The 22,548-nt window shown below is 70.8% G+C and carries 24 protein-coding genes; 11 read left to right on the top strand and 13 right to left on the bottom strand.

Annotated features, from left to right (window positions below; all coding sequences use genetic code 11):
* Window positions 1-187: 187 nt before the first annotated feature.
* The 3 genes from lpdA to O5O46_RS06600 all read left to right on the top strand — a co-directional run bounded on the left by lpdA (window position 188) and on the right by O5O46_RS06600 (window position 4,497).
* Window positions 188-1,576, top strand: a complete 1,389-nt coding sequence (lpdA, locus tag O5O46_RS06610) for a dihydrolipoyl dehydrogenase (RefSeq protein WP_269854289.1) — start codon at window positions 188-190, stop codon at window positions 1,574-1,576.
* A gap of 50 nt (window positions 1,577-1,626) precedes the next feature.
* The gene (gene sucB, locus O5O46_RS06605) at window positions 1,627-3,423 is read left to right on the top strand and encodes a 2-oxoglutarate dehydrogenase, E2 component, dihydrolipoamide succinyltransferase (protein ID WP_269854288.1); all 1,797 of its coding nucleotides are present in this window, start codon (window positions 1,627-1,629) and stop codon (window positions 3,421-3,423) included.
* Window positions 3,424-3,531: 108 nt separating this feature from the next.
* Window positions 3,532-4,497: a helix-turn-helix transcriptional regulator gene (locus tag O5O46_RS06600; protein WP_269854287.1), complete on the top strand. Its 966-nt coding sequence runs from the start codon at window positions 3,532-3,534 to the stop codon at window positions 4,495-4,497.
* 84 nt (window positions 4,498-4,581) lie between these two features.
* Here O5O46_RS06600 and O5O46_RS06595 read toward each other — a convergent pair whose 3' ends face one another.
* On the bottom strand, window positions 4,582-5,496 hold the full coding sequence (locus O5O46_RS06595; RefSeq protein ID WP_269854286.1) for an SDR family oxidoreductase: 915 nt from the start codon (window positions 5,494-5,496) through the stop codon (window positions 4,582-4,584).
* Window positions 5,497-5,662: 166 nt separating this feature from the next.
* Here O5O46_RS06595 and O5O46_RS06590 point away from each other — a divergent pair, with 166 nt between their 5' ends.
* Window positions 5,663-6,181: a DUF4240 domain-containing protein gene (locus O5O46_RS06590; protein WP_269854285.1), complete on the top strand. Its 519-nt coding sequence runs from the start codon at window positions 5,663-5,665 to the stop codon at window positions 6,179-6,181.
* A 15-nt stretch (window positions 6,182-6,196) separates the two neighbouring features.
* On the opposite strand, the gene O5O46_RS06585 is transcribed toward O5O46_RS06590, so the two are convergent.
* Window positions 6,197-6,685 (bottom strand): GNAT family N-acetyltransferase, encoded by a 489-nt coding sequence (locus O5O46_RS06585; RefSeq protein ID WP_269854284.1) that lies wholly within the window; start codon window positions 6,683-6,685, stop codon window positions 6,197-6,199.
* A gap of 74 nt (window positions 6,686-6,759) precedes the next feature.
* Here O5O46_RS06585 and O5O46_RS06580 point away from each other — a divergent pair, with 74 nt between their 5' ends.
* Both O5O46_RS06580 and O5O46_RS06575 read left to right on the top strand, forming a co-directional pair.
* The gene (locus tag O5O46_RS06580) at window positions 6,760-7,659 is read left to right on the top strand and encodes a TIGR01777 family oxidoreductase (protein WP_269854283.1); all 900 of its coding nucleotides are present in this window, start codon (window positions 6,760-6,762) and stop codon (window positions 7,657-7,659) included.
* Between the two features lie 244 nt (window positions 7,660-7,903).
* Window positions 7,904-9,163, top strand: coding sequence for an NAD(P)/FAD-dependent oxidoreductase (locus O5O46_RS06575; protein WP_269854282.1), 1,260 nt, complete (start codon window positions 7,904-7,906; stop codon window positions 9,161-9,163).
* Between the two features lie 44 nt (window positions 9,164-9,207).
* Here O5O46_RS06575 and O5O46_RS06570 read toward each other — a convergent pair whose 3' ends face one another.
* Window positions 9,208-10,695 (bottom strand): regulator, encoded by a 1,488-nt coding sequence (locus O5O46_RS06570; RefSeq protein WP_269854281.1) that lies wholly within the window; start codon window positions 10,693-10,695, stop codon window positions 9,208-9,210.
* A gap of 356 nt (window positions 10,696-11,051) precedes the next feature.
* Here O5O46_RS06570 and lipB point away from each other — a divergent pair, with 356 nt between their 5' ends.
* The 4 genes from lipB to O5O46_RS06550 all read left to right on the top strand — a co-directional run bounded on the left by lipB (window position 11,052) and on the right by O5O46_RS06550 (window position 14,124).
* Window positions 11,052-11,834, top strand: a complete 783-nt coding sequence (lipB, locus tag O5O46_RS06565) for a lipoyl(octanoyl) transferase LipB (RefSeq protein ID WP_269854280.1) — start codon at window positions 11,052-11,054, stop codon at window positions 11,832-11,834.
* 117 nt (window positions 11,835-11,951) lie between these two features.
* Window positions 11,952-12,926 carry a lipoyl synthase gene (gene lipA, locus O5O46_RS06560; protein ID WP_269854279.1) on the top strand — a complete coding sequence of 325 codons (975 nt, stop codon included), beginning with the start codon at window positions 11,952-11,954 and terminating at the stop codon, window positions 12,924-12,926.
* A gap of 216 nt (window positions 12,927-13,142) precedes the next feature.
* A complete protein-coding gene (locus O5O46_RS06555) occupies window positions 13,143-13,376 on the top strand; it encodes an SCO2195 family GlnR-regulated protein (RefSeq protein WP_269854278.1) in 234 nt (77 codons plus the stop codon).
* Window positions 13,377-13,437: 61 nt separating this feature from the next.
* Complete coding sequence (locus O5O46_RS06550; protein WP_269854277.1) at window positions 13,438-14,124, top strand: DUF4191 domain-containing protein; 687 nt, start codon at window positions 13,438-13,440, stop codon at window positions 14,122-14,124.
* 89 nt (window positions 14,125-14,213) lie between these two features.
* Here the strand turns inward: O5O46_RS06550 and O5O46_RS06545 are convergent, their stop codons facing one another.
* Complete coding sequence (locus O5O46_RS06545; protein WP_269854276.1) at window positions 14,214-14,681, bottom strand: RDD family protein; 468 nt, start codon at window positions 14,679-14,681, stop codon at window positions 14,214-14,216.
* Window positions 14,682-14,880: 199 nt separating this feature from the next.
* On the opposite strand from O5O46_RS06545, the gene glnA reads away from it, so the two are divergent.
* Window positions 14,881-16,290 (top strand): type I glutamate--ammonia ligase, encoded by a 1,410-nt coding sequence (gene glnA / locus O5O46_RS06540; protein ID WP_269854275.1) that lies wholly within the window; start codon window positions 14,881-14,883, stop codon window positions 16,288-16,290.
* 111 nt (window positions 16,291-16,401) lie between these two features.
* On the opposite strand, the gene O5O46_RS06535 is transcribed toward glnA, so the two are convergent.
* From O5O46_RS06535 to O5O46_RS06495, 9 genes are all read right to left on the bottom strand, one after another.
* A complete protein-coding gene (locus O5O46_RS06535) occupies window positions 16,402-17,670 on the bottom strand; it encodes a tyrosine-type recombinase/integrase (protein WP_269854274.1) in 1,269 nt (422 codons plus the stop codon).
* An 85-nt stretch (window positions 17,671-17,755) separates the two neighbouring features.
* The gene (locus tag O5O46_RS06530) at window positions 17,756-18,001 is read right to left on the bottom strand and encodes a helix-turn-helix domain-containing protein (protein ID WP_269854273.1); all 246 of its coding nucleotides are present in this window, start codon (window positions 17,999-18,001) and stop codon (window positions 17,756-17,758) included.
* Window positions 18,002-18,089: 88 nt separating this feature from the next.
* Complete coding sequence (locus O5O46_RS06525; RefSeq protein WP_269854272.1) at window positions 18,090-19,499, bottom strand: DNA primase family protein; 1,410 nt, start codon at window positions 19,497-19,499, stop codon at window positions 18,090-18,092.
* Window positions 19,496-19,873: a hypothetical protein gene (locus O5O46_RS06520; RefSeq protein WP_269854271.1), complete on the bottom strand. Its 378-nt coding sequence runs from the start codon at window positions 19,871-19,873 to the stop codon at window positions 19,496-19,498. The genes O5O46_RS06525 and O5O46_RS06520 overlap by 4 nt, the downstream gene beginning before the upstream one ends.
* Window positions 19,870-20,775, bottom strand: a complete 906-nt coding sequence (locus tag O5O46_RS06515; protein WP_269854270.1) for a bifunctional DNA primase/polymerase — start codon at window positions 20,773-20,775, stop codon at window positions 19,870-19,872. The genes O5O46_RS06520 and O5O46_RS06515 overlap by 4 nt, the downstream gene beginning before the upstream one ends.
* 88 nt (window positions 20,776-20,863) lie before the next feature.
* On the bottom strand, window positions 20,864-21,472 hold the full coding sequence (locus O5O46_RS06510) for a hypothetical protein (RefSeq protein ID WP_269854269.1): 609 nt from the start codon (window positions 21,470-21,472) through the stop codon (window positions 20,864-20,866).
* Between the two features lie 9 nt (window positions 21,473-21,481).
* Complete coding sequence (locus O5O46_RS06505; protein ID WP_269854268.1) at window positions 21,482-21,949, bottom strand: hypothetical protein; 468 nt, start codon at window positions 21,947-21,949, stop codon at window positions 21,482-21,484.
* A 14-nt stretch (window positions 21,950-21,963) separates the two neighbouring features.
* Complete coding sequence (locus O5O46_RS06500) at window positions 21,964-22,158, bottom strand: hypothetical protein (RefSeq protein ID WP_269854267.1); 195 nt, start codon at window positions 22,156-22,158, stop codon at window positions 21,964-21,966.
* Window positions 22,159-22,195: 37 nt separating this feature from the next.
* Window positions 22,196-22,447, bottom strand: coding sequence for a hypothetical protein (locus tag O5O46_RS06495; RefSeq protein ID WP_269854266.1), 252 nt, complete (start codon window positions 22,445-22,447; stop codon window positions 22,196-22,198).
* Window positions 22,448-22,548: the final 101 nt, after the last annotated feature.

Below are 22,548 nucleotides of genomic sequence, written 5' to 3'. Positions count from 1 at the left end.
GGCCTGTGCACGTACAGCGCTCGTACACCCCGGCCCCGCGTCCCAGCAGCCGTCAACAAGTGCGAAGATGTTGTACCGGCACGACAGGGCCCATTTTGAACAAGCGTTTAAACAAGCGGCCGAACATAAAGCCGCCGCCCGGTCACGTAGGACCGGCTCCGGCGTACCCATGCATGGAGGACGTGACGTGGCGAACGACGCCAGCACCGTTTTCGACCTAGTGATCCTCGGCGGTGGAAGCGGCGGCTACGCCGCGGCGCTGCGCGCGGCTCAGCTGGGCCTGGACGTCGCCCTGATCGAGAAGGACAAGCTCGGCGGTACTTGTCTGCACCGCGGCTGCATCCCCACCAAGGCTCTGCTGCACGCCGGTGAGATCGCCGACCAGGCTCGGGAAAGTGCCCAGTTCGGTGTCAAGGCCTCCTTCGAGGGCATCGACATCGCCGGTGTGCACAAGTACAAGGACGACGTGATCTCCGGCCTGTACAAGGGCCTGCAGGGCCTGGTGGCCAGCCGCAAGGTCACGTATGTGACCGGCGAGGGCCGCCTGTCCTCCCCCACCTCCGTCGACGTGAACGGCCAGCGCTACACCGGCCGTCACGTCCTGCTGGCGACCGGCTCGGTGCCGAAGTCGCTGCCGGGTCTGAACATCGACGGCGAGCGCGTCATCTCCTCGGACCACGCGCTGGTCCTGGACCGGGTGCCGAAGTCCGCGATCATCCTGGGCGGCGGTGTCATCGGCGTCGAGTTCGCCTCCGCGTGGAAGTCGTTCGGCTCGGACGTCACCATCATCGAGGCCCTCCCCCACCTGGTCCCGGTTGAGGACGAGAACAGCTCCAAGCTGCTGGAGCGGGCCTTCCGCAAGCGCGGCATAAACTTCTCCCTCGGCTCCCGTTTCTCGGGCGTCGAGTACACCGCCGACGGTGTCAAGGTCTCGCTGGAGAACGGCAAGACCTTCGAGGCCGAGCTGCTGCTCGTCGCCGTCGGCCGCGGGCCGGTCTCGCAGGGCCTGGGCTACGAGGAGGCCGGGGTCGCGATGGACCGCGGCTATGTCCTGGTGGACGAGTACATGCGCACCAACGTGCCGACCATCTCCGCCGTCGGTGACCTCGTCCCGACCCTCCAGCTCGCGCACGTCGGCTTCGCCGAGGGCATGCTGGTGGCCGAGCGGCTGGCCGGTCTCAAGGTCGTGCCGATCGACTACGACGGCGTGCCGCGTGTCACGTACTGCCACCCCGAGGTCGCCTCGATGGGTCTGTCCGAGGCCAAGGCCAAGGAACTGTACGGGGCCGACAAGGTCGTCACCCTGAAGTACAACCTGGCGGGCAACGGCAAGAGCAAGATCCTCAAGACCGCGGGCGAGATCAAGCTCGTCCAGGTCCGGGACGGTGCCGTGGTCGGCGTCCACATGGTCGGTGACCGGATGGGCGAGCAGGTTGGCGAGGCTCAGCTGATCTACAACTGGGAGGCGCTGCCCTCCGAGGTCGCGCAGCTCATCCACGCGCACCCGACGCAGAACGAGGCGCTCGGTGAGGCCCACTTGGCGCTCGCGGGCAAGCCGCTGCACTCGCACGACTAACCCCTCGACACGCCCGCAATCCGCACAGATCGTTAGGAGCAACCGAAACCATGGCGGTTTCCGTAACCCTGCCGGCGCTCGGTGAGAGCGTGACCGAGGGCACCGTCACCCGCTGGCTGAAGGCCGAGGGTGAGCGTGTCGAGGCCGACGAGCCGCTGCTCGAGGTCTCGACCGACAAGGTCGACACCGAGATCCCGGCCCCCGCTGCCGGCATCCTCACCTCCATCAAGGTGGCCGAGGACGAGACGGTCGAGGTCGGCGCCGAGCTGGCCGTGATCGACGACGGCACCGGCGCGCCCGCCGCTGCCCCGGCCCCGGCCGCCCAGCCCGAGCCCGCCCCCGCCGCCGCCCCGGCTCCGGCCGCCGAGGCTCCGGCCGCTCCGGCTCCGGCCGCCGCTCCCGCGGGTGGTGCCGAGGGCACCGACGTCGTCCTGCCCGCGCTCGGTGAGTCGGTGACCGAGGGCACCGTCACCCGCTGGCTGAAGCAGGTCGGCGAGTCGGTCGAGGCCGACGAGCCGCTGCTCGAGGTCTCCACCGACAAGGTCGACACCGAGATCCCGGCGCCGGTCTCCGGCACCCTGCTGGAGATCGTGGTCGGCGAGGACGAGACCGCCGAGGTCGGCGCCAAGCTCGCCGTGATCGGTGCCGCGGGCGCCACTCAGGCCGCCGCCCCCGCCCCGGCCGCCCCGGCCCCGGCTCCGGCCCCGGCCCCGGCTCCGGCTCCGGCCCCGGCCCAGGAAGCCCCGGCCCCGGCCGCCGCCCCGGCTCCGGCCCCCGCTCCGGCTCCGGCCCCTGCCCCGGCCGCCGCTCCGGCCCCGGCTGCCCCGGCTCCGGCCCCCGCCGCCCCGGCTCCGGCCGCTCCGGCCCCCGCCGCCCCGGCTCCGGCCGCTCCGGCCCCCGCCGCCCCGGCGACCGCCGAGGCCGAGGGTGCCTACGTGACCCCGCTGGTCCGTAAGCTCGCCGCCGAGCACGGTGTGGACCTGTCCACGTTGAAGGGCACCGGCGTCGGTGGCCGGATCCGCAAGCAGGACGTGCTGTCCGCCGCCGAGACCGCCAAGGCCGCCGCTCAGGCCGCCCCGGCGGCTGCCCCGGCCGCCAAGACCGCCGCCGCGGCCGCGCCGTCCCCGCTGCGCGGCCAGACGGTCAAGATGTCGCGGATCCGCAAGGTCATCGCCGAGAACATGATGAAGGCGCTGCACAACCAGGCGCAGCTGTCCTCCGTCGTCGAGGTCGACGTCACCCGGATCATGAAGCTGCGGACGCGGGCCAAGGAGTCCTTCCTGGCTCGTGAGGGCGTCAAGCTCTCCCCGATGCCGTTCTTCGTCAAGGCCGCGGCCGAGGCGCTGAAGGCCCACCCGTCGATCAACGCCAAGATCAACGACGACGGCACCATCACCTACCACGACGTCGAGAACATCGGCATCGCGGTGGACTCGGAGAAGGGCCTGATGGTCCCGGTCATCAAGGGCGCCGGTGACCTGAACATCGCCGGTATCGCCAAGAAGACCGCCGAGCTGGCCGGCAAGGTGCGCACCGGTGGCCTGAGCCCGGACGACATGTCCGGCGGCACGTTCACGATCAGCAACACCGGTTCGCGCGGTGCGCTGTTCGACACGATCATCGTGAACTACCCGCAGGTGGCCGAGTTGGGCATCGGTGCCACCGTGCGCCGCCCGGTCGTGATCGACCACCCGGAGCTGGGCGAGACCATCGCCATCCGCGACATGGTCTACCTGACCCTGTCGTACGACCACCAGCTGGTCGACGGCGCGGACGCCGCCCGCTACCTGTCGGACGTCAAGGCCCGCCTGGAGGCCGGTGAGTTCGAGGGCGACCTGGGGCTGTAAGTCCCGGTAGTCGCACCGGTGTGCCCCCGATCCCGCTGCTGGGACCGGGGGCGCACCCTTTCCGGCGGGCGGTGGCCGGTACGCGGGTTCCGGTACGGGGAGGCATGGATGCGGGCGGCGCGGCTGATCCATCTGGTGCTGCTGTTGCAGTCGCGCGAGTCGATGACGGCGGCCGAGCTGGCGGCGGCGCTTGAGGTCTCGCAGCGGACGGTCGGACGCGATGTGCTCGCGCTGTCCGAGTCGGGCGTGCCGGTCTACGCCGACCGCGGCAGGACCGGCGGCTACCGCCTGGTGGGCGGCTACCGCACCCGGCTGACCGGGCTCGGCCGGGACGAGGCCGAGGCACTGTTCCTGTCCGGAGTGCCGGGTGCGCTGCGCGCGATGGGGCTGGCGGACGCCGCCTCGGCCGCCCGGCTGAAGGTGTCGGCGGCACTGCTGCCGGAGCTGCGGGACGCTTCGCGCTCGGCGGCCCAGCGCTTCCACCTCGACGCGCCCGCCTGGTACCAGGAGCCGCGCACCCCGGCGGAGTTGCCGCCTGTCGCGGAGGCGGTCTGGGACGACCGGCGCATCCGCGTCACGTACCGGCGCCAGAGCGCCGAGGTCGTACGGGAGTTGGAGCCGTACGGTCTGGTGCTCAAGGCGGGCGTGTGGTACTTGGTGGCGCGCTCGGCGGAACAGTTCCGGGTGTACCGGGTGGACCGCGTGGTCTCGGTCTCCCCCTGCGGTGAACGCTTCGAGCGGGACGCGGAGTTCGACCTGCCGGACTTCTGGGCCCGTCGGGCGGCGGAGTTCGCCCGCTCGATCCTGCGGGACGAGGTGGTGCTGCGGTTGTCGCCGGACGGCGCGCGCAGGCTTCCGTACGTGACCGACCGGGCGGCGGCCCGGTCGGCACTGGCGGCGGGCGGGGAGCCGGAGGGCGGATGGGTGACGGTGCGCCTGCCGGTGGAGAGCCTCGATGTGGCGTACGAGCAGCTGCTCGCCCTCGGGCCCGAGGCGGAGGTCACGGCGCCCGCGGAGCTACGACGACGGTTCGCCCGGGCGGCGGCGCGGGCGGCCGGCCTCTACCGGCACTGAGGCGATCGGCTCACCGCCGGGGCCGCCGCGGGCTGGACACCGCCGGGCTCCGCCCGTCGCACCGTCGCGGTGAAGGCCCGCCGTCTACCGGTAGTCGTCCGCCGACCCCGCCTTCCCCCCGAAGACCACATCCCGGAAATACCCGAACGCGTCCGGGCGGGAGCCGTCCACATCCGTGAAGCCGTACTCCCTGGCCAGCTGGCCGCTCGAAACCGAGTGCCCGGACCAGCGGCTCACGTCCGGGTCGGTGGCCAGGGCCGCGACCGCCCGTCCCACGTACACCGGAGACTCGGCAACGGCGAAGTGCGGGTCCACGGCGACCGCGTCGCGCCAGTTCCGCTCGCGCACGCCGAAGTGGTCCAGCATCTCCTCCGACCGCAGGAACCCTGGCGTGAGGGAGACGGCCGTACCGCCGTACTCCGCCAGTTCCTCGGCGAGGCCGAACGCAATCCGGTGCGGAGCGTTCTTGGCCAGGTCGAAGAAGAGGTTCTCCCGGTACCTGCGGTTGAAGTCGGCCGTCCCGTCGGTCACTTCGACCACCAGCCCACCGGACCGCCGGATCAGCAGCGGCAGCGCGAGGTGGCTGGTGACCAGATGCGCCTCCACGCCGAGCCGCAGCATCCGCAGCCCGTCCGCCAGCCGCAGCTCCCAGGCCTTCTTGCCGAACTCCAGTAGACGGTCACCGCCCCACACCCCGTTCACCAGTACGTCCAGTCGCCCGTGCGTCCGGTCCATCCGCTCCACCAGCGCCCGCACCTCCTGCGGCTGGAGGTGGTCCGTGGGCACGGCGATCCCCGTGCCGCCCGCCGCGGTCACCAGTTCGGCCGTCTCCTCGATGGTCTCCGGCCGGTTCACCTCGCTTCGCCGCTCCCGGGTCGTCCGGCCGGTGACGTACACCGTCGCCCCGCACCGGCCGAGTTCCACCGCCATCGCCCGGCTCGCCCCCCGGGTCGCTCCCGCCACCAGCGCGACCTTGCCGCTCAGCGGACCGTTGCCCATCTTCGACCTCCTGTGCTCCTCGCCGTGAACGCTCCACCGACCCTCGCAGCGATACCCGACACCTCCTGTCGGGTTTTCCTACGAGATCGGTGCCGCGTAACGACACGGACGCATCCGGGGTACTCCGCGTGCGTGCCGGGGCGACAGCCAGGATGCTGGAGCGGTGATGGACGAAACGGAGTTCTGGGAGATCATCGACGGCGCCCGCGCGGACGCCGGAGGCGACCCCGACGAGCAGGCGGACCTGGTGGTCGACCGGCTGACCCGGCTCGACCCCGAGGCCGTGCAGGACTTCGCCCGGCACTTCGAGACCCGCTTCCGCCGCGCCTACCGCTGGGACATGTGGGGCGCGGCCGACATCATGCTCGGCGGCGCCGACGAGGACGCGTTCTCCGCTTGGCGCTGCTGGCTGATCGGGCAGGGGCGGCGGGTCTTCGAGGGCGCGCTGCACAGCGACCCGGACGACCTCGCCACGCTGCTGGAGGACTTCGACGAGGAAGCGGACGGCTACGCCGAGGATCTGGGGTACGCCGCCGACGAGGCGTACGAGCAGCTGACCGGGGAACGGCTGCCGGACCTGGACCTGGAGCAGCCCATCAAGCCGGAGGGCGAGCAACTCGACTTCGACGACCCGGACCAGGTCTCGGCGCGCTTCCCCAAGTTGTGGCAGCGCTTCAACGGCTGACCCGCGCCCCAGGCGCTACCGCAGGTTCCGTGCCATCAGTACGTCGTCCACGTACCCGCCGTCGAGGAGGAACTCCTCCCGCAGCACACCTTCCACCACGAAGCCCGCCGTCTCGTACAACCGGCGGGCCGGGGTGTTGTGGCCGAGCACCCGCAGGGTGAGGCGGCGGGCGCCCTGGGCACGGGCGGTGTGACAGGCGGCCTGAAGCAGCGCCCTGGCGACGCCGCGACCGCGCGCCCAGTCGTCGACGGCCAGCCCCTGGATCTGCCGGACGTGGGCGTTGGACGCCAGCGGGGTCGGCGGGACCACCCGTACGTATCCGGCCACCCGGCCGTCGGTCTCCGCGACCAGGACCTGATCGGGGCGGTGCCGCTCGTCGAAGAAGTGGCCGCCCGGTTCCGGCCGGGGCGTCACCGCGTGCAGCGGCGACCAGATCCGCAGGTCGAGGCCGGACAGGGCGGAGTCGTCGTCGGCCGTCGCGGGTCGGATGCGCGTCTGGGACACGGGGGCACTGTGCCATCGCCGGACAGGGGTGTCACTGCGTTATTCCGCGCCGGGTCAGCGGGCAGGATGTCCCCATGCGTATCGCAGTCACCGGTGCTTCAGGGCTTATCGGTTCCGCGCTTGTCCGCTCCCTGCTCGCCGACGGGCACCAGGTGCTCCGTCTGGTGCGCCGCGAGCCCACCGCCCCGCGTGAGGTCCGCTGGGATCCCAAGCGGCGGTACGTGGACCTCGGTGGGCTGGCCGGGTGCGAGGCGGTGGTCCACCTCGCGGGCGCCGGAGTGGGCGACCACCGTTGGACGGAGGCGTACAAGCAGGAGATCCGGGACAGCCGGGTGCTCGGCACCGAGGCGGTAGCCGATGCCGTGGCCAAGCTGGATCCGCGGCCGAAGGTGCTGGTCAGCGGATCGGCGATCGGGATCTACGGGGACACCGGCGACCGTGTGGTGGACGAGTCGACGCCGCCGGGCACCGGGTTCCTGGCCGAGGTGTGCCAGGAGTGGGAGCAGGCCACCGCGGCGGCCGGCGCGGCCGGCGTGCGGACCGCCATCGCCCGTACCGGCCTGGTGGTGGCGCGCGGCGGTGGGGCCTGGGGCAGGCTGTTCCCGCTGTTCAAGGCCGGGCTCGGCGGGCGGCTGGGCAGCGGACGGCAGTACTGGAGCTTCATCGCGCTGCATGACCACATCGCGGCGCTGCGGTACCTCATCGACACCCCGGGACTGTCCGGGCCGGTGAACCTGACGGCTCCGGAGCCGGTCACCAACCGGGAGGTGACGGCGGCGATGGGCCGGGTGCTGCACCGCCCGACGCTGGCGGCGGTGCCCGCGCCGGCGCTGCGGATCGCCCTGGGCGAGTTCGCCCAGGACGTACTGAGCAGTCAACGCGTCGTCCCCCGACGCCTGTTGGAATCCGGCTTCGCGTTCGCGCTCCCGGAGATCGACCAGTCGATCCGCGCGGCGCTCGCCGATGAGCGGTGACCGTTGGCCCGGACATCTCCGGGCACCGGCGTGGCCCGGCGGTGTCCGGTGGGCTGCATTCAACTAACCACATTCTGAACGGAGTTGGCCGCTTTGCGACACCTTCTGGCGTCGAATGTCGTCAACTCCAGGAGAAACTGCCGGTATTGGACCGGGCGGATACGGGCATGACCCATCCAGCGCGGCGCGCGGCACCCGCCGCCGCGTCAGCGGGGAGCCTAATCCGACCCCGGGGAGGGGCACCGTGCCGTTCCACGCATCCCACACGGACGTTGTCATCATCGGCGCAGGCCTGGCCGGCCTGTCCGCCGCACACCATCTGATCAGCGCGGGGGTCACCGTCACCGTGCTGGAAGCCACCCCCCGCGTGGGCGGGCGGATGGCCACCGAGACCGTCGGCGGCTTCCGCCTGGACCGCGGGAGCCAGCTGCTGAACACCTCCTATCCCGAACTGCGCCGCACCCCCGGTCTGAGCGCGCTGCGGCTGCTGCCGGTCTCGCCGACCGTGGGCCCACCGGGCACCTGGCCCCCGGCGGGCCGCGGCCATCGCACCGTCCATCCGCGCGGCGCCCTGGACAAGGCGCGGCTGAACGCCGCCCTCAGCAGGCTCGCCCTGGCCTCCACCGACCGGCTGCTGGCCCGGCCGGAGACCACCACGGCCACCGCGCTGGCCGCCCGCGGCCTGCCGCCCCGGGTGGTGCACGGCTTCCTGCGACCGCTGCTGACCGCGCTGCTGCACGACCCGCGGCTGGTCACCTCCAGCCACTGTGCGGATCTGGTGCTGCGCGGTTACGCACGCGGACGGCTCGGGCTGCCGGCAGGGGGCGCGGCTGCGGTTCCGGAACTGCTCGCGGCGGCGCTGCCGTCCGGCACCGTACGGCTCGGGGTGCGCGCCACCGCCGTCGCGGCGAACGCCGTGAGCACCGCCGACGACGGTGAACTCCCGTGCCGCGCGGCCGTGGTGGCCACCGGCGCGCGGGACGCGGCGGCGTTGCTGCCGGGCCTGCGGCTGCCCGGGTTCCACCCGGTGACGGTGGTGCACCACGCCGCCGACCGGGCGCCCGCGCGCGAGCCGCTGCTGGTGCTGGACACCGAGCGGCGCGGTCCGGTGGCGCACACCATGGTCGCCAGCGCCGTCGACCCCTCCCGGGCGCCCACCGGGCGCACCCTGATCACCTCGACCGTGCTCGGCCCGCCCCCGTCCGACGTGGACGCCGCCGTCCGCCCGCACCTGGCCGAGCTGTACGGCACGGACACCCGGCGCTGGGAACTGCTCGCCGTCCACCATGACCCGGACGCGGTTCCCGCGATGCCGCCGCCGCATGACGTACGGCGCCCGGTGCGGGTGCTGTGCGGGCTGTACGTGTGCGGCGACCACCGTGACACCAGCACGGTGCAGGGCGCGCTGTTCTCCGGCCGACGCGCCGCGCACCACGTGATGCGGGACTTCGGAATCCGCCCGGGGTACGGCGACACCGCCCGCGACCTGCCGGCGGTGGCCTGACCGCGCGGGGCGGGCCGTACGTCGTATACGGCCCGCCCCGCAGGTCAGCCCATCGGGACGCCGAGCGACGCGGCGCGCTCGTGGAACGCCCGCACCGGTGGCGCGTCCCGGTACGGCTCGACGCGGCGGCCGAAGTCCCGTACGTACTCCAGCGCCCGTACCGACCGCATCTCGGAGGCCTGTTGCAGCGCCTCCGAGGCGAGGGTGCAGGCCTGCTCCAACTCGCCGAGGCCCAGCCGGGCGGTGGCCAGCACGGTGCGGCAGAACACCCGGCTGCGCGCGTAGGCCATCCCGCGCAGTTGCAGCGAGCGCTCGGCGTGCTGGGCGGCCGCCCGGTACTGCTGAAGGTCGCGGTGGCAGTGGGCGAACTCGTCGGCGAGCTGGGCCTCGTCGAAGAACCGCGCCCAGTACGGCGCCTCGTCGCCCGCGCGTGCCGCCTCCAGGGCCCGCTCGGCTCGGGCCAGCGAGGCGGCGCACGCCCGTGCGTCGCCGAGCAGCCCGTGTCCGCGCGCCTCCGCAGCGTGCAGCAGCGCCTGGACGACCGGGGGCGCGCCGGTTCCCACGCCCTGCTGGGCGACCCGGGCGAGCTGGATGGCCTCCCGGCCGTGGCCCAGGTAGACCGCCTGGCGGCTCATGGTGACCAGCACGTATCCGCCGTAGACCCGGTCGGCGGCGGCCTGGGCGAGCCGAAGCGACTGCACGAAGTACCGCTGGGCCAGCCCGTGCGCGCCGATGTCGTAGGACGTCCAGCCGGCCAGCCGGGTCAGGTCGGCGGCGGCGGCGAACAGCCGTCGGCCGAGCGCCTCCCCGTAGCTGCCGCGCAGCATCGGCTCCGCCTCGTGCTCCAGGTACCGCACCAGGGCCTGCCGGGCGTGGCCGCCGCCGTACGCGTGGTCCAGCGAGCGGAACAGCTCGCCCACCGAGCGCAGCGCGTGGACGTCCCCCGCGCTCACCCTGCGCCCCGGCTCACGGGCCGGTCCGCCGCGCCCGCCCGCTCCCTGGCGGCCACGGGTCTGTGCCGGGACCCTGGCCGACAGCTGCGGACCGTCGGGCGTGGTGTCGTGGCCACTGCCCGGGCCCCGGGCGACCCGGTCGTCGGGACGGCCGATCAGCCAGTCCCTGCTGGGCACGACCAGTCCGGCCGGGGTGAAGGCGATCCTGCGGAGTTCGGCCTGGCTGCCGGTGTCCTTGCGCCACAGCCCGCTGACGATGTCCACCGCCTCCTCCGGTGTGGCCGCGAACTCAAGCCCGGCGTACACCGGGGCGCAGGCGTCCAGGCCGAGGTCCTGGGCGGACAGCCGCCGGCCCAGGCGGCGGGTGAAGACCTCGGCGATCAGCGCCGGGGTGGTGCCGCGTGGCTGTTGGCCGCGTAGCCAGCGGGTCACCGAGGTCTTGTCGTAGCGCAGGTCCAGGCCGTGCTCGACGCCGAGCTGGTCGACCCGGCGGGCCAGGCCCGCGTTGGAGAATCCCGCCTCGGCGATGAGTTGGGCCAGCTGGCGGTTGGGTGGGCGCTGCGTGGTTCGATCCGTCATGTGCTGTGCGGTCCCCTCCTCGGAGGGATGGCGGTACGCGGTGGGCGGGCGGTCTGGGTGGTGCGTGGTGGACGGTGGTGCGGAGCTGGTGTCGTGCGGTGCTCAGGCGGTGCTTGAGCCCGGCGCTCGCTACGTCGCCTAGCGCCGGGAACGGCGCGAATGTAACTGTCCGCACCGCCCTCTTCGCCGTACCTGCCCCACATTCGCCGAAATGGGTGAACCACTCCGGTGCACCACCCCGGAATCCATCCCTCCGCCCGGGTTGGCGTGGTAAAAGCGGCAGCCGCTTCTCAGCCATCGGCACCCCAGCCGTACAGTTGCTTACGGCGCCATGAGCCAAAACCTGAGGAGCCGCTGTGAGTGACCTGCGCTTCGTCCACCTGGGATTCGGGCCGGACGCAGTCGAGTACCAGGAGGCCTGGCAGGAGCAGCGCCGGGTGCACGCCGCCCGCTTCGCGGACGAGGTCCCGGACACCTGCCTGCTGCTGGAGCATCCACCGGTCTACACGGCGGGACGCCGCACGGCCGAGAACGAGCGCCCGCTGGACGGCACCCCGGTGGTGGACGTGGACCGCGGCGGCAAGATCACCTGGCACGGACCCGGCCAGCTGGTCGGCTACCCGATCCTGAAGCTGCCGCGCCCGGTCGACGTGGTCGCCCACGTACGGCGGCTGGAGGAGGCGCTGATCCGGGCCTGCGCCGAGTTCGGCCTGGAGACCACCCGCGTCGAGGGCCGCAGCGGGGTGTGGGTGCTCGGCGACCCGGTGGAGGAGCGCCCGGCGGTGCCGGGGCTGACCCTGGACTTCGACCCCCGGCTGCACGACGAGGAGTTCGACCCCCGGCTCAACGGCCCCGAGTACGCACCGTCCAACGCGGGCCAGCGCCGGGAGGACCGCAAGCTGGCCGCCATCGGCATCCGGGTCGCCAAAGGCGTGACGATGCACGGCTTCGCGATCAACTGCAATCCGGACAACACCTGGTTCGACCGGATCGTGCCTTGCGGCATCCGGGACGCCGGTGTCACCTCGCTCTCCAACGAGCTGGGCCGCGAGGTCGCGGTGACCGAACTGCTGCCCGTGGTGGAGAAGCACCTGCATGAGGTGCTGACCTCGGCGGCACCGCTGCCGCGCGCGGTATGAGCCCTTCTGTTCAGGGGAATGCGCCCGCGAGGTCGCGGGTTCCCTAGGGCGGAAGGCGTGTAAACAACGGGCGTACCCTGGTGTACGCCGAAGAATCGAAGTCACAGGGAGCCCGCCGTGTCCGCAGTCGCACCCGACGGACGCAAGCTGCTGCGCCTGGAGGTCCGCAACAGCCAGACCCCCATCGAGCGCAAGCCCGAGTGGATCAAGACCCGGGCGAAGATGGGCCCCGAGTACACCGAGCTGCACAGCCTGGTGAAGCGGGAGGGCCTGCACACCGTCTGCCAGGAAGCGGGCTGCCCGAACATCTACGAGTGCTGGGAGGACCGCGAGGCGACCTTCCTCATCGGCGGCGACCAGTGCACCCGGCGCTGCGACTTCTGCCAGATCGACACCGGCAAGCCGCAGGCGCTGGACCGCGACGAGCCGCGCCGGGTCGGCGAGTCGGTGGTCACCATGGACCTCAACTACGCCACCATCACCGGCGTCGCCCGTGACGACCTGGAGGACGGCGGGGCCTGGCTGTACGCCGAGACGGTGCGTCAGATCCACGCGATGACCGCGGACCGCGAGGCCGGCCGCACCAAGGTCGAGCTGCTGATCCCGGACTTCAACGCGGTTCCGGAACAGCTCGCCGAGGTCTTCTCGTCCCGTCCCGAGGTGCTGGCACACAACGTGGAGACGGTGCCGCGGATCTTCAAGCGGATCCGGCCCGGCTTCCGCTACGAGCGCTCCCTTGAGGTGATCACCAAGGCGCGCGAGGCGGGCCTGGTCACCAAGTCCAACCTGATCCTGGGCATGGGCGAGACCCGCGAGGAGATCAGCGAGGCGCTGCAGGACCTGTACGACGCCGGGTGCGAGCTGATCACCATCACGCAGTACCTGCGGCCGAGCCTGCGGCACCACCCGGTGGAGCGCTGGGTGAAGCCCGCCGAGTTCATCGAGCTCAAGGAAGAGGCCGAGGAGATCGGCTACGCGGGCGTCATGTCCGGTCCGCTGGTGCGCTCCTCGTACCGCGCGGGTCGGCTGTACCAGCAGGCGATCGAGGCCCGCGAGGCGGCGCTCTCGGCCACGGCGACGCAGGCCGTCTGACGCCGTCGCGGCGCGTGCGTCAGGGCCGGGGTCGGCAGGCGTAAAGGCCGTGCCAGGGTTTCACGACCGTTTGACCCGTCCGTCACCGACTGGTAACACAATGTGGTGATCCTGGGTTCGAGCCTCCGAACCCAGTCAGATACGCGCCCCACAGGCACGAGCACCCAGCAGTACGAGCACAGTCCTGCGTTCCTTCCGGCCCGAGGGAGACCGACCATGCAGGCGCACCCCGCGCATGCACATGCGAGCTCTACCGCCGCTACCACCACATCCGTCACCGGCGCCCTGCGCGCCGTGGAGGCGTTCTTGTTGCGCGGCGGCCAGCAGACCGCCCGGCGCAACGCCTGGACGGCGGTACTGGAGGACCGCAGGCGCGCCAAGGACCGGCGCGAGGCTCAGCACGTACTGGAGACCCTCACCACATCGGGACGGGACGGGGCCGACGGCTGAGTTGCTCAGGCGCCACCATCCGGTGGCGCCTCAGCCGTTCGAGCCACGTATCCTGTGCGGCATGGCGAGGGAGAAATCTGAGAACCCCGGGCGGCTGAAGCAGATCGGCCTGACCTACAAGATGACCCGGCGGGTCGACCCCAAGGTCGGTCTTGTCGTGGCGGGTGTGGGCATCGTGACCTTCGGTGTGCTCCTCGCCGTCGGCTTCTTGATCGGTCACCCCGTCTACGCGGGCATCCTGGGCTTCCTGCTGGCCTTCCTCGCGATGGCGATCGTCTTCGGCCGCCGAGCCGAGCGGGCCGCCTTCGGCCAGATGGAGAACCAGCCGGGCGCCGCGGCGGCGGTGCTGGAGAACATCGGACGCGGCTGGACGGTGACGCCCGCGGTGGCGATGAACCGCAACCAGGACCTGGTGCACCGCGCGGTCGGCCGGGCCGGGATCGTGCTGGTCGGCGAGGGCAACCCGAACCGGGTCAAGGCCCTGCTGGCCGCGGAGAAGAAGAGGATGGCGCGGGTCGCCGTGGAGGCCCCGGTCACCGACATCATCGTCGGCAGCGGCGAGGGCGAGGTCTCGCTGAAGAAGATCCGCACCACACTGCTCAAGCTGCCGCGGGTGCTGCCCGGCCAGAAGGTCACCGAGATCAACGACCGGCTCAAGGCGCTGGGCGACCTGATGAGCAACATGCCGATCCCGAAGGGGCCGATGCCGAAGAACGCGCGGATGCCCAGGAACGGCAAGATGCGCTGACACCGCGGACGCCGAAGCGGACGTCAAAGGGGTTCGGGGCGAATGCCCCGAACCCCTTTCGCCTATGCGCCCGTTTCGGCCGCGGCGCGCTAGATCCGCACCTGTACGGCGCGCGCCGCCTTGTCGTGCAGTCCTCGGCTGTCCCGGTCCCAGATCGCCGCCGGAACGACCAGGAGCAGCAGCACGGTGCGCAGCACCACCGCTCCGACGCCCAGCCGCCCGCCGTCCTCACGGACCACCCGCAGGCCCAGCAGGCGCTTGCCCGGGGTGCAGCCGACCGTTGCCAGGGTGAGCAGGCTGAGCACCCCGAACAGGGCGAAGGTCCAGTTGCTGGCCGCCTGCGTGCTGCCGTGGGCCAGCAGCCCGTACGCGATCAGCAGGCACAGCGCCCAGTCGACGCACAGCGCCGCGATCCGCCGGCCCACCGGCGCGATGGAGCCGGGCCCCTCCTGGGGCAGCCCCAGGCGCTTGCCCCGGTAGCCGAAGTCGGCGCCCATCTGCTCGGCCGCCGCACGCGGGCCGGAGATCCACGATCCCAAAGCTTCCCGTTTGTCCACCCGTCCAAGGTACTGCCCCCGGCCATGCGCCCAACGCTGGCCCCACGGGCACCGCAGGCGTCGGTTAACGTCTGCGAAACAAATGGGTCATCCTTGAGAAATGCCGGATCCATATCGTCGGGACCAGCGTGCGCCACCGCACTGGTCGCACGGACCAGCAAGCCCCGAGCCACGCCAGGCCGGGCCGAGGAGGAGTTGGATGTTCCAGAACGCCGACGAGGCCAAGAAGTTCCTGCGGGACGAGGACGTCAAGTTCGTCGATGTCCGGTTCTGCGACCTGCCCGGCATCATGCAGCACTTCACGGTGCCGGTGGAGGCGTTCGACCCCGCCGAGGACCTGATGTTCGACGGCTCCTCGATCCGCGGCTTCCAGGCCATCCACGAGTCCGACATGGCGCTGCGCGCCGACCTGTCCACGGCCCGGGTCGACCCGTTCCGCCGGGACAAGACCCTCAACATCAACTTCTTCATCCACGACCCGATCACCGGCGAGCAGTACAGCCGTGACCCGCGGAACGTGGCGAAGAAGGCCGAGGCATACCTGGCCTCCACCGGTATCGCGGACACCGCGTACTTCGGCCCGGAGGCGGAGTTCTACGTCTTCGACAGCGTGCGCTTCGAGACCAAGTCGAACGAGTCCTTCTACCACATCGACTCCGAGGCGGGCGCCTGGAACACCGGTGCGCTGGAGGACAACCGCGGCTACAAGGTCCGCTACAAGGGCGGCTACTTCCCGGCCCCGCCGGTGGACCACTTCGCCGACCTGCGCGCCGAGATCTCGCTGGAGCTGAACAAGGCGGGCCTGAAGGTCGAGCGCCAGCACCACGAGGTGGGCACCGCGGGCCAGGCGGAGATCAACTACAAGTTCAACACGCTGCTGGCCGCCGCCGACGACCTGATGCTGTTCAAGTACATCGTCAAGAACGTGGCCTGGCGCAACGGCAAGACCGCGACCTTCATGCCGAAGCCGATCTTCGGCGACAACGGCTCGGGCATGCACTGCCACCAGTCGCTGTGGAACGCGGGCGAGCCCCTGTTCTACGACGAGCAGGGCTACGCGGGCCTGTCGGACACCGCCCGCTACTACATCGGTGGCATCCTCAAGCACGCCCCGTCGCTGCTGGCCTTCACCAACCCGACGGTGAACTCCTACCACCGCCTGGTCCCGGGCTTCGAGGCCCCGGTCAACCTGGTCTACTCGCAGCGCAACCGCTCCGCCGCCATCCGCATCCCGATCACCGGTGCCAACCCCAAGGCGAAGCGCATCGAGTTCCGCGCCCCCGACCCGTCCAGCAACCCGTACCTGGCCTTCTCGGCCCTGCTGCTGGCCGGTCTCGACGGCATCAAGAACAAGATCGAGCCCGCCGAGCCGGTCGACAAGGACCTCTACGAGCTGGCCCCCGAGGAGCACGCCAACGTCCCCCAGGTCCCGACCTCCCTCCCGGCCGTCCTGGACGCCCTGGAGGCCGACCACGAATACCTGCTCCAGGGCGGCGTGTTCACCTCGGACCTGATCGAAACCTGGATCGACTACAAGCGCACCAACGAAATCGCCCCGATGCAACTGCGCCCGCACCCGCACGAGTTCGAGCTGTACTTCGACATCTAAGATCGCCGCAGGTCAGAGCGGGTTTTCGCTCCCCTGGGCCGTCTGTGGGCCGTCGGCCGTGTCCTTCCACTACCGGAAGGGCACGGCCGACGGCCCTTTCTGCGGCTGGAGTCAGGCGGCGGCCATCGCCTCGCCGCCATCGCCGTCGTCTCCCACCGCTACGCCGAACGCGGCGTCGATAGCCTTGCGGGCGCGGTCCTGGCTGTTGGGCATCAGGTGCGTGTACGTGCGCAGCGTGAAGCCGGGATCCGAGTGACCGAGGTACTCGGCCAGGGCCTTGATGTTCTCCCCCGCGTCCAGCAGCACCGACGCGTAGTAGTGCCGCAGCGCGTGCATGCCGTGCTCGCGCGATTGCTTGAACCGCTCCCCCGGCTGACGCTGCGGGATGACGCCTGCGGAGACCAATGCGGGCTTCCACAGATACATATTGAAGTAGTTCCGGTTCAGCGCCTTACGCTCGCGCGAGTAGAAAATCAGCGTGGCGGTGACCGGCGGCCCGTCCGGCGTCTTCCACGGCAGCGTGACATCGATGGGCGGACGCTTGGTGATGTGTGCGGCAAGCGCGTACGACACCACGTCGGGCAGCGGCACGTCACGCAGCTTCCCGCCCTTGGGCGGGGCGAACACCAAGTGCGAGCCAACCATCTTGACCTGCCGGACGACGTGGACGACGCCCGCGAGGAAGTCGACTTCATCCACGGCGAGTCCGAAGATCTCGCCTTGGCGAAGTCCGCAACCGGCGCCCACGTCCACAGTCGTGGCGTATTGCTCCGGCAGCCCGTCTTGGACAGCAAGCACCCGCTCACGGGTCCATGGCTTGAGCTTCCGGGCGTCCAGCTTCGGAGCTCTTACTGAGCCAGCCCGGCACGGGTTTCGGGCAATGATGCCGTCATCCATAGCCGCCCCGAACACGGCGGAGACGTTCGCGAAGATGACGCGCTGGTACGAGGACGCCATGCCGGAGTCCTTCAGCACCCGGGCCCAGGTGCGGATGTGACCAGGCTGGAAAGCGCTCAGTGAACGCGACCCGATGTGCGGGAAGGCGTGCAGCCTAAGCCGGAGCTCCATGGCCACGATGGTGGCGGGGTCCGTCGTCTGCGACGCGAGCCACTGTGTGGCGAATTGCTGGAACGTCACCTTCCCCGCAGACGGGTCAACGTATTGGCCGCGGGTCATGTCGGCGGCAATCTGCGTCAGCCAGGCTTCGGCGAGGCGCTTTTGCTTGTCAGGGAATGAGCGGCTGCGTTCACTCCCGTCCGGCGCCACGTACCGGGCGCGGTAGCGCATGCCGGTGCCGTATCGGTCAGTCTTGACCCGCCGGGTCTTGCCATCGGGTCCGGTCTCGGTCTTGAACCAACGGTCTTGGATGTGGCCTGCCACAGCAGTTCCTCTCAGGGGCAGTGTGAGCACGAAAAGGGCCAGGTGCAGCGACTTGGCTGCACCTGGCCCTTGATGACGGCAGGTGCTAGACGGCGGCGTCCTCGGCCATACGTTTGGTGGTCCAGTTACTTACGGCGACGGGGTCGTAGCGGATGTGCTTGCCGATGCGGAATCCGGGCGGACCGGTGCGCTTCTTACGCCACTGGTAGACGGTCTCTTTGGGCACGTCGAATAGTTCGGCTATGTCGTCAGGGGTGAGGTACCGGTCCGGGAGTCCACCGCGGAGGGTGGCTCTGGGATTGGTCTCCTCCGGGACACGGGGCGGCTTCACTGCGTCCTCCAGAGTTGGAGCCACATTGCTCTGAGAAGCGACTCATCGCGACTCAGAGCGGGTCGGCAGGGCATTGAGTCGCGCTGAGTCACGGCTCAGACAAATGTGGTTCGGACTGGTTGAGGGTGATCCCGTTGTAGGTGGGCACCTGCCGGCCGTACTGGTCTCGGGGCCGTGTCCGGCGGAGCTGGGGGACGACGGATTGCAGGTTGCGGCCGAGCATCTGCTTCGTGCCGACGGCGCGCACGCCGTTGTCCTCGGCCCACTCCCGCCAGATGGCCCACAGCGTGTCCACGGGCACGCTGCATGTGGGGCCGGTGGTGCAGCGTTCGCGGACGAACGCGCTGGTCGGGGAGGCGGTGTCTTGCATGGTGATGACCGCTTCCCGGCTGGAGGGTGGTTCGGTGATCCGGCCGGTGTGCTCCAGCCGGGCCAGGCCGTCCAGTGCCCAGTTGAGGATGCCGGGCATCTGCGCTGCCAACTTGTCGGTCAAGCCGGTGTCTTCCTTGCCGAGCCAGGAGACGGTCATGTTGAGCACGACGAACCGGCGGGCTATCACCCCGGAGGAGTCGCCGAAGTTCGGCAGCTCGTTGGTGAGGATCATCAGCCGGGTGGGCAGCTTGCCTGTCCACGGGTCGCGGTACTTGCGGTCGATGTCGATGGTGTCTTCACCGGAGATGGTCAGTAGCCGTTCCACGACCTGTCCGCCGTCGTTGCCGGACAGGCGCGCGTCGGAGATGACCGCGAGCGGCTTGCCCAGCAGGGACGACAAGCCGAAGTTGCTGCCGAGTCCGGCCAGGGTGGGTCCGGCGAGGTTCTCGCGTCCGACCAGTTCTTTCAGGACGCGGGCGATGGTGCCCTTCCCGGACCGTGACGGACCTTTGATGAGCAGGATCTTTTGCTGGTCGGTGCGGCCGGATAGGACGTAGCCGAACCACTCCTGCAACGCGTCGATGGCGGGCTGGTCGTCGGGCCAGATCTGCCGCAGGAAGCGTTCCCAGGTGGGGGCGGTGGCTTGTGGGTCGTAGGCGTAGGGCACGGAGACGAGGTTGAAGAATCCTGGGCCGTGCGGGAGCAGGGCCCGGTCCCGGATGCGCAGCAGCCCGTTACGGCAGGCCACGATCGGGCTGTGGTCATGCTCGTCTGCCTGCTGGTCGATCCAGGCCGGGGCGTCAACGTCTGTGGGTAGCAGGGTGATGGCGCCCAGCGCGTCTAGCAGGTTGCTGATCTTCTGCTTCGTGGGGGCCCAGTCTCGGATGTCCGGCTGTCCGTCCTTGTCGGTGCCTGCGGTGTAGGTGGCGTGCTCCAGCCGCTTGTAGAGCGAGGCTCGCATCTGCTGGTCGTCCAGCTCGCGCCAGCAGGTACCGGTCCAGCGCATCCATGAGCCGCGCCAGCGTCGGCACAGCAGGTTCCCATCGGGGGTCTGCCAGTCGGGGAGGAGTCGTCGCGCGACGGCCATGGGGTTGGACGGGGCGGGTAGTTCTTCCGGCTCGGTCATGCGGCGTTCCTCCTCTCGGTGGGGTTGCGGAGTGGGCAGTGCTCGCGGTGGGCGGTGTGGGCTTCGACCAGCCGGAGCACGTTGGTGCGGCCGGTGGCGGTGCGGTACCGGCCGCACTGGCACCACGAGGTGGCCGACGGGATCGCTTGCCGGTCGGACGGTGCGGTGACGTGGAGCCAGGCGACCGGGGTGCGTCCGTCCCCGCGGGGCGGGGTGGCCGGGTGCGGGTCAGGACGCAGAGCAGATCGGACGCCCTGACGGGCGGCGTTCTTCAGCGCGCTATGGCCGGGGGTACCGCCGGTCGGTTCGGCGGTGCTGGGCCGGTCGCAGGTGGGGATGCTTTTCAGGGCGGGGCGGGAAGGGCTGGTGGTCATGCCGTCTCCCGGGGCCGGGCGGTGCGGATGGACCAGTCCAGGGCGCTGCGGATCGTGGCGCGGCACTCGGACGCTGGCAGTCCCGCCGTCTCGCCCGCGGCCTGAAAAGCCGCTTCTACGGTGGCGCGGTCGAGGTCGTGCCAGGCCACGAACCGGCCCACCGCCCGTACGGCGCGCAGTAGTTCGGCGTTACGGCCGCCCTCGGCTGTAGCGGCGACCGCGGCTGCCTCGCGGTCAAGGACGACGGCGGCGTACCGGCTGCGACTGCGGGTGGGCATCGGCAAGACCGGGGCCGCCGCTGGCCTCTGTGGGGCCGTCAGGGCGTGTTGGAGCCATTCGGGTAGGTCTGCAACGGGCGAGTCGTCCAGGACCGTGTACGGGCCGTATGGCGTGGTGCTGCCGGGTGCGACGACTTGCCCGCCCCACGCTCGGGTGTCGATCTTCGGGGCGAGGGTCCCCGCGGTGTTGTGCAGTCTGACGCCGGGCGGGGCGGTGAAGTACAGGTGCTGTCCACCGCTGGGAGTCCGGATGCGGCGGGTGGTGGGGAGGGGCTGTCCGGCGCGCTCGCAGAGCGCCAAGAAGCTCGTCACGCCGTCAGGCGTGCCCTTTGTGTCCTTGGGCTTGAGTGTGTCGAGGTCGATGACCAGCAGCCCGGCGGGGCCGGTGGCGATGCCGACGTTGAACGGGCCAGTCGCCCAGCAGCGTTCGATGCGCTCGGGGGCGAGGGTGGCTCGCTGCTCGAACGTGCGGTGCCCGTCGGTGCACTCGCCGGTTCCGGGGCAGTGGCGCTCACCGTGGAGGGCGGGGGCTTTCCCGCCGGGGCGTAGCGGGATGACAGGCCACCCTTGGTCGGCAGCGTCCAGCGCCGCGCGGAGCAGCGCGGAACGGGGAGCATGGGTCATGCTGGAGACCTCCAGTTCTGTGATGAGTTCTGGGGAGCCGGGACGGCCGCGGTTCTTTGGCGAGACGTGGCGGCCGTCCCGGGCGTAGTCAGGCGTCGGGGTGGTCAGCGCAGTTGCACTGGTGCTGAGGCCAGGCGCAGTTGGGGCACTGGCCTGCTGCGAGCCGGGCCGCGCGGTGCTGGTCACGGCCTTCCCTCGCCCACCACTGGGCGTATTCCTGACGGACGTAGCCGCGGGGGTTGGCCTCGGCCACGGGGTGTTCGGGCCAGTACCCCCGGCCGTGGTACCGGCCGCCCGCGCTCTTGTCGGTGTCGAGCAGAACCAAGGCCGTGGCTTCGGCTGCCTCGGTGGCGTCGCCGGGTTCGTCGGGCTCGTCCAGGAGCGCGATGCGGTCCAGCAGTGCGGCCTTGCGCAGGTAGAACTCGCGGTCCAACTCCGTGAAGCACTCGGTCTCGGCGAGGGTGCGGGCGGTCCAGCCGATCTCCTGGACGATGCTCGGCGCGTTCGCGTATGCCTGCTCCGGCGTCGGCCACGATCCCGGCTCGGGGCGGTGGTCAGCGGTGACGTACAGGCGGTGCCGCTTGCCGTCGCGGGTGGGGCAGACAGTCGCCACCGTGCCGGTCGCGAACGTGCTGTCCAGCGCGGCGACGATACGGTCGGTGTCGATCGGGTCGCAGATGACGCGGATCTCGAACATGGCTTCCTTTCAGCCGTGGAAGTGGTTGCGCTTGATGACGGCTTTGCGGATGTGAACCGTCGTCCCGCTGCCGCCGGGGTGGTGGCCGAAGACCTGGACGGCGACCCAGCCGCCGAAGATGACGGCGGTGAGGATGATGAGCGCGTGGATGAAGGCGGTGAGGGCGGCGAGGAACGCAGTCAGCAAGAACAGCCCGCCGCAGATGGCGCCGAACCCGATGCCGCCGAGGGCGACGTTCACCGCCGCGCGGGAGACCATGGGCTTGACCGCGACGGGTTCGGGCTTGGCGGGTTCGATGGCGTAGCCGGTGACGACTCGTCCGTCCGGCAGGACGACGCTCGCCACGGCCGGGATGTTGGCGGGCTGGACGGACGCGAGCAGCGCGGGGTGCGCGGGCGTGATCGGGGCGGGGCGGTGGACCTGTAAGGCCGTTGTGTCGGGCCCGGTAGGGCGGCGGTGGGCGGTGGGTTCGTTCACGGTGAGCCTCCTGGTTAGGCGCGCAGGTGGGCGAGGAAGTGGGCGAAGGACTGGCACATGCCGTTGATGGCTCCGGCGGCGCTGCTGTGGGCGGCGAAGAAGCCGAAGAGGAACAGCACGACGGCGGCCCCGGCCTTGGCGGAGCGCATCTTCAGGGCGAGGAACGCCGCGATGCCCAGCAGGACCACGGCGGAGAAGGTGACTGTCATTGGCGGGGTGCTCCGATCGGTGGCGGGAGCAGGGGGTTCAGCGGGTGCCGTCGTGGTGGATGCGGGCGGCGCGGTTGAACAGCCAGCGGCCTATGCGGATGCGCTTGCCGGTGGCGTCGCAGCGGCGGCACGGCTTGCCGCGCTTGAGGCGGCCTTTGCGGTCGGTGGTGGTCGCGAAGCCGAAGCCGCGGCACTTGCGGCAGTTGCCGAACGGCGAGGCAGCACACACAGCTGCGTAACAGAGTGTTATGCCGATGAGCAGTGTGATAGCGAGCAGGGCAGGGGTCATGACGGGCCCTCCCAGGCAGGTTTCAAGGGGTTTGCACAGGTGGGCCGCTATCCGCTAGCGGCCTGATCAGAGCGGGTTTGGGGCGCTAGCGGGGCCGCTAA

This window comes from Streptomyces sp. RPT161 (assembly GCF_027533845.1).
In the GTDB taxonomy this organism is placed as follows: domain Bacteria; phylum Actinomycetota; class Actinomycetes; order Streptomycetales; family Streptomycetaceae; genus Streptantibioticus_A; species Streptantibioticus_A silvisoli_A.
This window is presented reverse-complemented; position numbering and strand designations above follow the sequence as displayed.